The sequence below is a fragment of the Streptomyces sp. NPDC079167 genome (assembly GCF_040686735.1).
Classification (GTDB): Bacteria; Actinomycetota; Actinomycetes; order Streptomycetales; family Streptomycetaceae; genus Streptomyces.
On sequence record NZ_JBFBLO010000002.1, the window covers coordinates 613092 to 626342 of the forward strand.

Below are 13251 nucleotides of genomic sequence, written 5' to 3' on the forward strand. Positions count from 1 at the left end.
CGGACGGAACAGCCCCACACGTCTTCACGAACTACGACGAGGCGGGAAACGGTGCACCCTGGCCGAAATGGCGCAGGGGGAGCCGGAGTCGCGCGGTGTCAGTTGTTGCCCGCACCGTTGCCCGAGAGCAGCGGGATGTCGTTGAGGATGTGCGACAGCGCCTCGTCACCCTTGGCCTGCGTGGAGTTCTCGGTGCACTGCTGGTTCTGCGGGGAGGACAGGACGTTGATGTCCTGGACCGTGACCGGGATGAGCCCGATGAGCGAGCCGATGTTGGCCTTCGCGGGCAGCGCGATGCAGGGCTTGTTGAACGAACCCTGGATCAGGCCGATCTGCGGGCTCATGTCGCCGTGCGTGCTGCTGTTGCCGTAGTACTGGTCGGCACCGTTGCCGTTGACCGACGTCGTGCCGTTGTCGTTGCCGATCGCCATGGCCGAGGGGGCCGCGGCGGCGGAAACGCCGGCGACGGAGGCGGCGACTGCCGCCGACGCCAGAATCTTCTTCATCATGAAACTGTGCCCTTCTGGTATTTCTGTTGCCCGCCTGTCCGGAGCATTCTGTTCAACTCCGCCCGGTGGCAATGGTTGCGCCATTTCACCCGAACGATTTCCCCGGCCGGAGGGCCGTACAACGCGCGGTATCCGGTCGGAGGAGCGCTGCGGAGTGAAGGGGCGGGCCAGGCGTCGCGCGGTGGTTCAGCCGCCCAGCGGCAGCCCGCCCATGAGCGGTCCCGCAGCTTCGGCGACACCGGTCACCGCGTCGGCCGACCTGCTGATCGTGCCGTCCTCGTGAACCGCTCCGGCGGTCTCTCCGACCGCGTCCACCACGGGGTTCACCACCTGGTCGGGGATCTGCGGCGCGGTGGAGGTCAGCTCGTTCACACCGGTGGTGAGGCTCATCCTCGGGGCCGTGGGGGTGGTGGCCGCGAAGGCGGGAGCAGCCGCTCCGAGAGCGGCCACGGAACCTGCGACAACGGCGACGGTCTTCGCGTACTTCACGTTCTCAATTCCCTTCTGCGGGCGGCGTCCGCCGCCTCTGCACGGACAACGACCAAGCCGCACGCCGGGAAACTGCGCGCACCGGGATTTCCTCGCCGGGACCGCGAACAGAACAGCGAGAAGGCCCCGGGCGGCACATGCGCTCCGGGGCCTTCTCATGATGAGCCGTCGGCTCGAACGACAGAAGATCAGTCGTTGACGCAGGTGTTGCCGAAGGCCGGGTTGAGCAGACCGATCACGTTGATCGTGTTGCCGCAGACGTTCACCGGAACGTGGATCGGAACCTGCACGACGTTGCCGGACAGGACGCCCGGGGAACCGACCGCGGCGGCACCGGCGCCGGCGTCGGCCATGGCCGGGGCAGCGGCGCCGAGCGCCATGAGGGTTCCGGCGGCGACGGCGGCAACCTTGGTGTACTTCACTTTCATCCCTTTCTGCAGCGGAGTCCTGGGCGGACACGTCTTTCGTGCCGCACGAGCGATTACCTGAATGCGCTCGTGACTCCGGAGCTGTAATCCGTAACGATTGACGGGCGGCATCGAAACGCTATGGGAGCCGTTTCTCGGAAAATCGCCCGGATGCTGCAGGCCCGGGCCGCGCGATGGAGGAGTGTCGGCGGCCCGGGCCGGTCGTTGAGGCCCGGTCAGCTGTTGCCGGCACCGTTCCCGGAGAGAACCGGGATGTCCGACAGGATGTGCGACAGCGGCTCGTCACCCTTGGCCTGGGTGGAGTTGTCCGTGCACTGCTGGTTCTGCGGGTTGGACAGGACGTTGACGTCCTGGACCGTGATCGGGACGATCCCGATGAGCGAACCGACGTTGGCCTTGACCGGGAGCGCGACGCAGGGCTTGTTCAGCGAACCCTGGACCAGGCTGAGCTGCGGGCTCTGGTCACCCTTGGTCTCGCTGTTGCCGAACTCGGACTCGGCACCGTTGCCGTTGATCGACGTCGTGCCGGTGTCGTCACCGATCGCCATGGCGCTGGTCGCCGAGAGACCGAGGATGGAGGCGGCGACGGCGCCCGTAGCCAGAACCTTCTTGATCACGATGAACCCTTCTCGTACCGAGTGCCCCGCAGCGGAGCACCCTGATCAACTGGCCGCCGGGCGTTTGGTTCCCCCCATTCACCCGAATGCCAGAACTCCGGCCCCGGGCGAACACGCGTACGTGACCCTTTCGGGTGGTTACATAATTTCCACCGGTCTCCAAGTTTCCCCCGCATCCTCCGCGTCGTTATGGATGCGTCCGCGTCGATGGTAATGACCGCCATCAGGGTCACCGCCCACGCGAATTTCCCGGAGAAGGGCATGTAATGCGACAGGTTCTGAACAAAAGCATGATCGTCATGGCGGCGGCGTCGGGCATCCTGACCGCCGCGGGCGGTTACGCCCACGCCGACGCCTCGGCCGACGGTGTTGCCGCCAACTCCCCCGGTGTCGGTTCGGGCAACGCCGTGCAGGTTCCGGTGCACGTTCCGGTCAACCTCTGCGGCAACACCGTGGACGTGATCGCCCTGCTCAACCCGGCCTTCGGCAACACCTGTGCGAATGTCAGCTCGGGCGACGCGCACAACGAGGAGCACGGCGACGCCTACGGTGACGAGCACGGCAGCGCCCAGGGTGGCGGGCAGGGTCACCAGGGCTCCGGCGCGAGCGCCGAGGGCCAGGCCGTCGGCTCCCCCGGCGTCCTGTCCGGCAACCTGGCCCAGGTGCCGGTGGACGTCCCGGTGAACGCCTGTGGCAACACCGTCGACGTGGTCGGCCTGCTGAACCCGGCCGGCGGCAACACCTGTGTCGACGACAGCGGGGATGAGCACCCGCCGGTCGAGCCGCCGGTGGTGGAGCCCCCGACCGTCGAGCCCCCGACCGTCGAGCCGCCCACCTCGAAGCCGCCGGTCCAGCCCCCGGCCGAGGAGCCGCCGGCCGGTAACCCCGGTCCGAACACGCCTGACACGCAGCTGGCCCAGACCGGTGCGGGTGAGATCGGCATGGCCGCCGGTGCCAGCGCCGCACTGCTGCTGGGCGGCGCGGTGCTCATGCGCCGCACCCGCGCGTCGCGCAACTAGTCAGGAACGGGCGGAGGGGCGGCCCGGCAGCATCTTTGCTGCCGGGCCGCCCCTCCGTCCATGTCCGCGCGGGACGCGGTGTCAGACGCGGGACAGGCCCGCCCGGTCCAGGAGCGCGGCGATCGCCTTCGTCTCACCGGCGTCCAGGCGGCGCATCGGCGGGCTCATCACGTTGGTCGCGATGACACCGCGCAGCATCAGGGCCGTCTTGAAGGCCCCCAGCCCGGCGGCCGTCGCGGACGCGGTGCCGGGCGCGGCGGCCCCGACGATGTCGAACAGCGCGACCAGCCGGTCCTGTTCGGCCCTGGCGGCCGCCCAGTCCCCCTTCACCGCCGCCCGGTGCAGACGGACGTACCCGTGCGGGTCCACATTGCCCAGGCCGGGCACGGACCCGTCCGCGCCGCTCAGCATCATCGCGTCGACCACGAGCTCATGCCCCGTGAGGACCGAGAAGCCCGGGAGCTCCCGTGCTCCGATGACCAGCCGGCGGAAGGCTCCGTCGTCCCCGCTGGAGTCCTTCACACCGGCGAGCACCCCGCCCGCGGCGAGCGGCAGCAACAGCTCCGGGTCCAGTTTGTTGTGCACGCAGACCGGCACGTCGTACGCGAGGAGCGGAAGGTCGACGGCTGCCGCGATGTCGCGGAAGTGGCGGTCGATCTCGGGGGCGTGGGTGCGCGTGTAGAAGGGCGCGGTGGCCACGACCGCGTCGGCGCCGAGGCCGGCCGCGGCGCGGGCCCGCTCGATCGCACGGTTGGTGGTGGTCTCGATGGCGCCGACGAGGACCGGCACCTGTCCCCCGGCGGCCGACGTGATCACCTTGATGACCTCGTCCTGCTCCGCGGGCGTCAGATAGGCGGTCTCGCCGGAACTGCCGAGCGCGAAGAGTCCGCTGACACCCCCTTCGAGGAGGTGGCCGACGACCCGCTCCAGGGATGCCCGGTCCAGTTCGCCGTCCTCGGTGAGCGGCGTGACGACGGGCGGGATCACTCCGGAGTACGGGGCGGTGAGGGTGGTCATGCGGTGCTCCTTGCGGGCGGTACGGGGGCCAGGTCCCCGAGGGGGACGGGGGTCCGGGGGTGGACGCAGTGCCAGCGGTGTTCGCCGGGCCCGGAGGTCCCGGCCGGGAAGGCCGTGGAGCACTCCGCGTCCACATGCCGGCAACGGGTGCTGAACGGGCAGCCGGGCGGGGGGTTGGTCGCGGAGGGCACCGGGCCGGTGAGCACGATGCGTTCCGTCGCCTCCAGCAGGCTCGGGGTCGCGGAGAGCAGCGCCTCGGTGTACGGGTGCCTGGGGGCGCCCGCCACGTCGGCGGCGCGGCCCTCCTCGACGATCCGGCCGAGGTAGAGGACGGCGATGCGGTCGGCGAGGTAGCGCACGGTCTGGATGTCGTGCGAGATGAACACCATGCCGAGACCCAGGCGTTCGCGCAGGTCGACGAGGAGGTTGAGCACCTGGGCGCGTACGGAGACGTCGAGCGCGGAGGTCGGTTCGTCGGCGACGATCAGCTCCGGTTCGAGGGCGAGGGCGCGGGCGATGGCGACACGCTGGCGCTGGCCTCCGGAGAGCTGCCCCGGCAGCGCGGCGAGGGTGTGGCCGGGCAGTCCGACCAGGTCGAGCAGCTCCTCGACGCGTGCCTCGCGCTCCTCCCGGGTGCCGCGCCTGTGCACGTCCAGCGGGTCGCGCAGGATCTGGCGGACCGTGAGGCGGGGGTTGAGCGCGGTGGAGGGGTCCTGGAAGACGACGCCGACGGCCGAGCCGAAGTCGTTGCGCCGCTCGGCGCCTGTCATCTCCCACAGGTCGCGCCCGTGGAAGAGGACCTCTCCCTCGGTGGGCTTCTGCAGTCCGGTGAGCACCCGGGCCAGGGTGGACTTGCCGCAGCCCGACTCGCCGACCAGCCCGACGATCTCGCCCCGCCTGACCTCCAGTGTGGCGTCGGTGAGGGCGTGGACCGCGTCGCGGCCGAAGAGGCCTCCGCTGCGTGCCTTGTGGCGTACGTGTACTCCGTCGAGCCTGATCACAGGGCGCTCCCTTCCAGCTTCTTCACGGTGTCGGCCTCGGACGGGTGGTGGCAGGCGAAACCGTGGTCCTTCGTGGTACCGCGCCCGGTGAGTACGGGTGGCGTGGTGCGGCAGAGGTCGGTGGCGGCACCGCAGCGCCCGGCGAAGCGGCATCCCACGCCGAAGCCCTGGGGAGCGGGGACGACACCGCGGATCTGGTGGAGGCGGTTCGCTCCGGCTTCCAGGGACACCACGGAGCCGAGGAGACCGCGGCTGTAGTGGTGGGCGGGGTCGGTGAGGACGGACCTGGTGTCGCCGACCTCGGCGAGCCGGCCCGCGTACATCACGGCGACCCGGTGCGAGAGGTCGCCGACCAGGGCGAGGTCGTGGGAGACCAGGACCATCGCGAAGCCGAGCTCGTCGCGGAGCTGGATGAGGAGTTCGACGACCTGGGCCTGGACGGTGACGTCGAGGGCGGTGGTCGGCTCGTCCGCGATCAGGAGGCGGGGGCTGCGGGAGAGGGCCATGGCGATGAGGACGCGCTGGCGCTGCCCGCCGGAGAGCTCGTGCGGGTAGCTGCGCAGGGTGCGTTCCGGCGACAGGCCGACGAGTTCGAGGAGTTCGGCGGGGGTCTTCGTGCCGCCGCGTGAGGTCAGCTGCTTGAGCTGGGTGCCGACGAGCACGGAGGGGTTGAGGGAGGAGAGCGCGTCCTGGTAGACCATCGCGATCTCGGGGCCCATCAGGGCGCGGCGTTCCTTGGGCGGGAGTTTCAGCAGGTCACGGCCGCGGTAGAGGATCTCGCCGCTGACCTCGGCGTTCCGGGCGAGGAGGCCCATGACGGCGAGGCTGGTGATGGACTTGCCGCAGCCCGACTCGCCGACCAGGCCGAGGGTCTCCCCCTCGTGGACGGTGAAGTTCAGCTTGTCGACGACCGGGATCTCTCCGTAGCGGTCGGGGAAGCGGATGGCCAGGTCGCGTACGACGAGGAGGTCGCCGGCGTCCTCGCGCACGGGGGTGATGGTGCGTGGGGTGGAGTCGATGTGCCGGGCGAGCTTGGCGAGGGCCGCGTCGATGTCGACGGTGGAGGCGGCCTCGACCGGGTCCGGCGCCGTGGTGGCGGCCGGCTCGGCGGCGGGGCGGGTGCTCCTGGGCGCCGCGGAGGCGTCGGTGAGGCCTTCGGAGAGGATGTTGAGCGCGAGGACGGTGACGAGGAGGGCCAGCCCGGGGAAGAAGGTGGCCCACCATCCGCCGGCGAGGAGGATCTGCCGGCCGTAGGCGAGGACACTGCCCCAGCTCGGGTCGGGGTCCTGCACGCCCGCTCCGATGAAGGAGAGGCTGGCCTCGAAGATGATGGCCTCGGCCACCATGACGGTCGCGAACACCATGACCGGGGCCATGCAGTTGACGGCGACGTGGCGGAGCACGATGTAGCCGCGCCGGGCCCCGATGACCTTCTCCGCGGCGACGTAGTCCTCTCCGTACTGGGCGAGGACGTTGGCGCGTACGACACGGGCGAGGGAGGGGGTGTAGACGAAGGCGATGGTGAAGATGATCACCGGGACGCTGGTGCCGAAGACGGCGACGAGGACGGCCGCGAGTGCGATCGGCGGGAACGACATCACGACGTCGAGGGTGCGCATGACGGACTCGTCGCCGAGCTTGCGCGAGGTGGCGGCGAGCGAGCCGAGCAGGGCTCCGGCGGCCAGGGCGACGGCGGTCGCGCCGAGGCCGATGACCAGCGAGTAGCGCGAACCGTGCACCACGCGGGCGAAGACGTCGCGTCCCGCGCGGTCGGTGCCGAACCAGTGGTCGCCGTTCGGGGCCTGGACGGGGGTGCCCGTGGTGAGCGGGTCCTGCGTGAGCAGAGGGGCGAGTACGGCGCCGAGGACGACGACGATCAGGACTCCGAGGGCGACGCGGGAGGTGACCGGGAGGGCGCGGAAGGCGATGCCCGGTCGGGAGAGCTTCTTGGCCAGACGGCCCGTGGCGAACATGTCACACCGTCCTGATGCGCGGGTTGACCAGCAGATAGAGCAGGTCGACGATGACGTTGACCACCAGGAAGGCGATGGCGATGGTCAGTACGGTGCCCTGGACCAGGGCGACATCGCCGCCGGTGACACCTTCGAGGATGAGTTTGCCCATGCCGGGCAGGTCGAAGATCGCTTCGATGACCACGGCCCCGCTGAGCAGGTAGCCGACCTTGACGCCGAGCACGGTGAGCGGGGTGACGAGCGCGTTGCGCAGCACGGAGCGGATGACCAGGGAGACCGGGAGGCCGTTGCCCTGCGCCGTACGGACGTAGTCGCGGTCGAGTTCGGCGACCATCGAGGTGCGGACGAGGCGCGCGAGTGACGCGGCGACGGGCACGGCGAGCGAGATGGCGGGCAGGGCCATCGTGGTGAGCCAGCCGCTGAACGAGTCGGCGGGGTTGGTGTATCCGCCGGTCGGGAAGATCCGGGTGTTCAGGGCGAACTGCTGGATGAGCAGCACGCCGAGCCAGAACGAAGGGACGGCGACGCCGGCCATGGAGAGGATCCGGAAGAGCTGGTCGGGCCAGCGGTCGCGGTACATGGCGCCCAGCACGCCGCCGGCGACGGCGAGGACGATCGCGAGGAGCAGCCCGAGGAAGGTGAGCTGGAGGGTGAGCGGGAAGGCCGCGGTGATCCGGTCGATCACGGGCTGGCTCGGCGGGACGGTCATCCCGAGGTCGAAGTGGAGGAGCTGGCCGAGGAAGTCGAAGTAGCGTACGGGCAACGGGTCGTTGAGCCCGTTCGCCTCGGCGAAGGCCTCGCGTGCCTCCGGGGTGGCGCTCTCCCCGAGCGCGTTGAAGGCCGGGTCGGCCGGCGAGAACTGCAGCACCACGAAGACCAGCAGCGCGATGCCGAGGATCATCACCGGCATCATCGCGACGCGGCGCAGCGCGAGCCGGAGAAAAGCAACCATCGTCGGGTTCCTTGCGATCGGGCGGACAGCGGGTCCGGGCCGCCGGGGAGGGCGGCCCGGGCCGGTGGGCGTCAGGCGCGGCCGACGTCCACGAAGGACAGGCCCGTGGTGGGCAGCGGCTTGAAGCCGGGCAGGGCCTTCTCGCTCCAGGCGGTGGGCAGCTTGCGGTGGAGGATCGGGTAGAGCGCGGCCTCGTCGGCGACGACGTCGGTGATCCGGCTCCAGAGCTGCTTGCGTGTCGTCTCGTCGGCGGCCTGGGCCGCCTTGTCGAGGAGCTGCTTGACCTGCTTGTACTCGGCGGACTTCGCCCAGCCGTAGCGCTTCTCCGGCCAGAAGCCGTAGTAGAACCAGCGCATCAGGAGGTCCACGTCGTTGCCGAAGACCGAGGGGTCGCCGGGGGCGACCATGACCTCGAAGTCGCCGCCGTCGACCTTGGCGTACTGGGCCGGGGACTGCGCGATGCTGAGCGTGGCCTCGATGCCGGCCGCGGCCCAGCTCTCCTTGAGCAGCGGGGCGATGTCCTTGACCCAACCGGTGTCGGTGGTCAGGACGGTGAACTCGAGCTTGCCCACGCCCGCCTCGGCGAGCAGCTTCTTCGCCTTGGCCACGTCGTGCGTGTAGACGGTGGCGGCCTTGTGGTAGTCGGGGTGGGTCGAGGGGACGTAACCCGTGGCGGCCGCCGCGTTGCCGACCATCGCGGTGGTGATGATCTTCTCGGTGTCCAGCGCGTAGTGCAGGGCCTGGCGGACCCGCTTGTCGGCGAACCGTTTGTCGGCGGTGTTGAACATCAGGAAGAGGAGGCCGAAGGACTGCACGGACTCGGTCTTCGTGGTCGCGGAGAGCCGCTTGACGTCGATGTACGGGACGTCCTCGATGGCCTGGACGCGACCGGACTCCATGGCGCTGACGCGGGCCGACTGGTCCGACATCAGCCGCCAGACCATCTTCTTGGCCTTGGCGGGGTGCGAGCCGTTGTACTTGTCGTACTTCTCGAAGACGATCTTGTCCTCGCGGGTGGCCTCGACGAACCTGTACGGGCCCGAGCCGACGGGCTTGGCGTCGAATCCCTTGACGTCCGCCTCGACGATCTTCTTCGGCACGATCCGGGCGACGGCGATGCGGGAGGGGAACAGCGCGAAGGCGTACTTGAGCTTGAACTCGACCGTCTTGGTGTCGACCGCGGTGACGGTGTCGATGAAGGGCACGAACTGCGCCATCAGCGAGGAGTTCTTCGGGTCCAGGATGCGTTCGAAGCTGAAGACGACGTCCTCGGCGGTGACCGCCGAGCCGTCGTGGAAGGTCGCGCCGTCACGGAGGGTGGCACGGTAGGTGGTGGCGTTGATCTTCTTCGGCATCTCGGTGGCGAGCGCGGGAGCGGCCACGAGCGTGGCCGGGTCGAGATCGACCAGGCCCTCGAAGATGTGCATGTTGGCCGCGTACGGCGTGGCACCCGAAGTGATCATCGGGTCGAATCCGGTCGACAGGGGGTAGGACAGACCGGCCTCGATGGTGCCGTCGCCGTCGCTCCCGCCCGCCGCTCCGTCGGCTGTCGAGGAGGGCCCGCCGCACGCCGAAAGGCCTGCCGTGATGGCGGCGGCCGCCCCGATGGCGCTGGTGTAACGCAGGAAGGTGCGGCGCTCGACGCCGGCTGGCCTCAGCTCGGGCACGGGTCCTCCAAGGGACGTTGAGGATGAGGAAACAGATAGGAAGAGGCGTTTTCGGCGGTTCTCGGCGGGCCGATGAAACACCGAGCATCAGACGTCAGATGTCTGATGCCTTGATAGCGTGGGAACGTAGCTTGACAATCGAGAGGGGTCAAGAGGTGGGGAGTTCACATATGTCCGGCACACGCCCCGGTCGCACCTTGTTGCGGCAGGAAGTCGTCGAGGGCATCAAGCGCTACATCCTTGACGAGCGGCTGCGCCCCGGGGACCCGCTCCCCACGGAGCCGGCCCTGTGCGAGGCGCTCGGCGCCAGCCGGTCCAGCGTCCGGGAGGCCGTCAAGATCCTCGCCGCCCTCGACATCGTCGAGGTGCGCCACGGCCACGGGACGTACGTCGGCCGGCTGAGCCTGTCCGCGCTGGTGGAGAGCCTCACCTTCCGCGGCCTGCTCTCCCCCGACGACGACTTCCAGGTGATGGCCGACCTCGTCGACGTGCGTGAGCTCTTCGAGCGGGGCATGGCCGACCGGATCATCTCCTCGCTCTCCACCGAGCAGCTCGACGCCCTGGACGGCCTGGTGGCGACCATGCGCGCCACCGGCGCGGGCGACGGCCACGGCTTCGTCGCGGCGGACCGGGCGTTCCACGCCCTGCTGGTGGCCCCGCTGGGCAACGACCTGATCGGCCAGCTCTCGATGGCCTTCTGGGACGTGTACACGATCGTCGCCCCGCACCTCGACGGGTTCACGCACGCCGACGAGACGGCGACGATCACCGCCCACCAGAACATCGCGGACGCGGCCCGGGCCGGCGACAGCACCGCGTTCCTGAAAGCTCTCGACGAGCACTACGCACCTGTCAGGCGGCGCATCGCCGAGGCCAGGTCACGCGGTACGGACCCGGCCTGACCGCGGCTCCCCCGTCTCCCGGGACGGGGGCTTCCGGTGCCGCCCCGCCCTTGACGGCCGGCCGCAAGGCTCCCTAGGGTCCGGATGCCACCAGGACATCTGACGTCTTCTGTCCTGTCGCTTCCCGTCGTCCCCCAGGAGGGCACAGCCATGCCGTCGGCCGATCTCCCGCTGGAGGAATGCCTCACCTACCGGCCCGGACTGCCGCTGCCCGACGGCTTCGACGCCTTCTGGTCCGGCACCCTGGGCGAGGCGCCTCTCGACGGTGTCCCGGACAAGCCCCGCTACAGGCCGGCCGACTGCGGGCTGACCCTGGTGCGCACGTACGACGTGAGCATCCCGGGGTACGGCGGCAGGCCGGTGCGCGGCTGGCTGCACATGCCCTCCGGTGTCACCGAACCGCTCGGCTGCGTCGTCGAGTTCCTGGGGTACGGACGCGGCCGGGGGCTCGCGCACGAGCAGCTGATGTGGGTCTGCGCCGGATACGCGCACCTGATCATGGACACCCGGGGCCAGGGGTGGTCGGCGGCCGGCGGCGTCACCCCGGACACCGACGCCGGGGCCGCGGGGGCCGTGCCGGGCTTCGTGACCCGGGGCATCGAGAGCCCCGAAACCTACTACTACCGGCGGGTGTTCACCGACGCGGTCCGCTGCGTGGAGGCGATGCTCGAACACCCGGAGGTCGATCCCGCCCGCGTCGTGGTGACCGGGTTCAGCCAGGGCGGCGGCATCGCGCTGGCCGTGGCCGGGCTGGTACCGGGGCTGGCCGGTGTGATGCCGGACGTGCCGTTCCTGTGCAACATCCCCCGGGCCGCCCGGATCGCCGGAGTGCCGCCGTACACCGAGATCGCCGAATACCTCCGCCTCTACCGGGACCGCACCGCGTCGGTCTTCCGCACACTGTCGTACTTCGACGCCGCGCACCACGCCACCCGGGCGACGGCGCCCGCACTGTTCTCCATCGCGATGGCGGACGAGATCTGCCCGCCCTCCACCTGCTTCACGGCCTACAACCGTTACGCGGGCCCCAAGGACGTACGCGTCTACGAGTTCAACGGGCACGAGGCCGGCGCCGAGCACCACCGCGCCGAGCAACTGGCCTGGGTGCGTTCCCTGTTCACCGGCCTCCCGACCGGCGAGGCCGGCCGCTCCTGACCGGGATCCCACCCGCTCCGCTCCATCTCCGCAACTCTCCCCCTCACGAGAAGAGAGACCGTACATGCAGCGCAGAGTCACCCTCGCCATGCTGTCCGCCGCCGTCATGGTGGCCACCGCGGCCGGCACCGCGCACGGCGCCCCCACCGCCGGCGAACTGACCTCCCAGGACATCGCGACCGCCGGCACCGGATCCCCCTACTACCGCATTCCGGCGCTGACCACCTCCACCAAGGGCACCCTGCTGGCCGCCTACGACGCCCGTCCCACCCTCGGCGACCTGCCCGGCAACCTCGGGGTCGTGCTGCGCCGCAGCACCGACGGCGGCGCCACCTGGGGGACCCAGCAGGTCGTCCGCAAGGAGGCCGCGCCCAAGGGCTTCGGCGATCCGAGCCTGCTCGTGGACCGCACCACGGGCCGGATCTTCGTCTTCTACGCGGGCTCCGTGAACCAGGGCTTCTTCGGATCCGGCACCGGCAACGACGAGACCGACCCGGACATCCTCCAGGCCGACTACAGCTACTCGGACGACGACGGAGTGACGTGGACCCACCGCCGCATCACCCAGCAGATCAAGAACCCCGCGTGGGCAGGGATGTTCGCGGCCTCGGGCGAGGGCATCCAGGTGCGCCACGGCACGTACGAGGGGCGGTTGATCCAGCAGTACGCGATCCGCAACAACGGGGCGAACTACGCGGTCAGCGCGTACAGCGACGACCACGGTGACACCTGGAAGATGGGCACCCCGGTCGGGCCGGGCGGCGACGAGAACAAGACCGTCGAGCTCAACGACGGCCGGATCATGCTGAACAACCGTTCCGCGCCCTACCGGACGATCGCCTACTCCTCCGACGGCGGGGTCACCTACACGCCGTCCACGCAGGACACGAACCTGCCCGACCCGGCGAACAACGGCTCGGTCATCCGGTACGCCCCGGACGCCGCCGCGTCCGACCCGAAGTCCTCGTGGCTGCTGTTCAGCAACACCGAGAGCACCTCATCCCGCCAGAACCTCACGGTCAAGATGTCCTGCGACAACGGGAAGACGTGGCCGATCCGGAAGGTCGTCGACCCCGGCAGCGCGGCGTACTCGACGCTGACGCGGCTGCCCGACGGCCGGCTCGGGCTGCTCTACGAGCGTGGCGACGTCCAGCACATCACCTACTCCTCCTTCGACCTGAAGTGGCTCGGCGGCACCTGCGCCGACATCACCATCACGCCGCCGGCCACACTGAAGGCGGGAACCACCACGGAGGTCACGGTCCGGGTGGTCAACCGGATGGACGTGACCCGCGGCGCGGGCACGCTCGACCTGACGGTGCCCGGCGGCTGGACGACGAAGCAGGTGGCGTTCCCCGCGACGCGTCCGGGTGAGGGCGCGAACATCAAGGTCCCGGTCACGATCCCGGCCGGCGCCTCCGGGGACACCAGGCTCACCGCGACCTACAGGGCCGACGGCAAGCAGGCCTCGGGGAGCCGGACGGTGACCGTCACCCCGTAACCCCCCGTCCCGGGGGTGGTG

13 protein-coding genes are annotated in these 13251 nt (G+C 70.1%); 4 read left to right on the forward strand and 9 right to left on the reverse strand.

The features are described from left to right. Nucleotides 1–98 precede the first annotated feature (98 nt). The 4 genes from AB0P41_RS06990 to AB0P41_RS07005 form a co-directional block, all read right to left on the reverse strand. The gene (locus tag AB0P41_RS06990) at nt 99–509 is read right to left on the reverse strand and encodes a rodlin (protein ID WP_356715420.1); all 411 of its coding nucleotides are present in this window, start codon (nt 507–509) and stop codon (nt 99–101) included. A 186-nt stretch (nt 510–695) separates the two neighbouring features. Then, nucleotides 696–998, reverse strand: coding sequence for a hypothetical protein (locus tag AB0P41_RS06995; protein WP_356715423.1), 303 nt, complete (start codon nt 996–998; stop codon nt 696–698). A gap of 188 nt (nt 999–1186) precedes the next feature. Further along, entirely contained in the window at nt 1187–1378 is a 192-nt protein-coding gene (locus AB0P41_RS07000; RefSeq protein WP_356715438.1) for a chaplin, read from the reverse strand. 263 nt (nt 1379–1641) lie between these two features. Next, nucleotides 1642–2043, reverse strand: a complete 402-nt coding sequence (locus AB0P41_RS07005; RefSeq protein WP_356715425.1) for a rodlin — start codon at nt 2041–2043, stop codon at nt 1642–1644. 266 nt (nt 2044–2309) lie between these two features. On the opposite strand from AB0P41_RS07005, the gene AB0P41_RS07010 reads away from it, so the two are divergent. After that, a complete protein-coding gene (locus tag AB0P41_RS07010) occupies nt 2310–3062 on the forward strand; it encodes a chaplin (RefSeq protein ID WP_365930586.1) in 753 nt (250 codons plus the stop codon). Nucleotides 3063–3143: 81 nt separating this feature from the next. Here AB0P41_RS07010 and AB0P41_RS07015 read toward each other — a convergent pair whose 3' ends face one another. From AB0P41_RS07015 to AB0P41_RS07035, 5 genes are all read right to left on the reverse strand, one after another. Further along, a complete protein-coding gene (locus tag AB0P41_RS07015) occupies nt 3144–4079 on the reverse strand; it encodes a dihydrodipicolinate synthase family protein (protein ID WP_365930588.1) in 936 nt (311 codons plus the stop codon). Then, nucleotides 4076–5080 (reverse strand): ABC transporter ATP-binding protein, encoded by a 1005-nt coding sequence (locus tag AB0P41_RS07020; RefSeq protein ID WP_365930590.1) that lies wholly within the window; start codon nt 5078–5080, stop codon nt 4076–4078. Before AB0P41_RS07020 ends, AB0P41_RS07015 begins: the two co-directional genes overlap by 4 nt. Further along, nucleotides 5077–7053, reverse strand: coding sequence for a dipeptide/oligopeptide/nickel ABC transporter permease/ATP-binding protein (locus AB0P41_RS07025; RefSeq protein WP_365930591.1), 1977 nt, complete (start codon nt 7051–7053; stop codon nt 5077–5079). The genes AB0P41_RS07020 and AB0P41_RS07025 overlap by 4 nt, the downstream gene beginning before the upstream one ends. A 1-nt stretch (nt 7054) precedes the next feature. Continuing rightward, nucleotides 7055–8005, reverse strand: a complete 951-nt coding sequence (locus AB0P41_RS07030; RefSeq protein ID WP_356713930.1) for an ABC transporter permease — start codon at nt 8003–8005, stop codon at nt 7055–7057. A 71-nt stretch (nt 8006–8076) separates the two neighbouring features. Next, entirely contained in the window at nt 8077–9672 is a 1596-nt protein-coding gene (locus AB0P41_RS07035; RefSeq protein WP_365930593.1) for an ABC transporter substrate-binding protein, read from the reverse strand. Between the two features lie 170 nt (nt 9673–9842). Here AB0P41_RS07035 and AB0P41_RS07040 point away from each other — a divergent pair, with 170 nt between their 5' ends. From AB0P41_RS07040 to AB0P41_RS07050, 3 genes are all read left to right on the forward strand, one after another. Next, nucleotides 9843–10574, forward strand: a complete 732-nt coding sequence (locus tag AB0P41_RS07040) for a FadR/GntR family transcriptional regulator (protein ID WP_365930595.1) — start codon at nt 9843–9845, stop codon at nt 10572–10574. A gap of 150 nt (nt 10575–10724) precedes the next feature. Continuing rightward, a complete protein-coding gene (locus tag AB0P41_RS07045) occupies nt 10725–11729 on the forward strand; it encodes an acetylxylan esterase (protein WP_365930596.1) in 1005 nt (334 codons plus the stop codon). 64 nt (nt 11730–11793) lie between these two features. Then, nucleotides 11794–13230, forward strand: a complete 1437-nt coding sequence (locus tag AB0P41_RS07050; RefSeq protein WP_365930598.1) for an exo-alpha-sialidase — start codon at nt 11794–11796, stop codon at nt 13228–13230. Nucleotides 13231–13251: the final 21 nt, after the last annotated feature.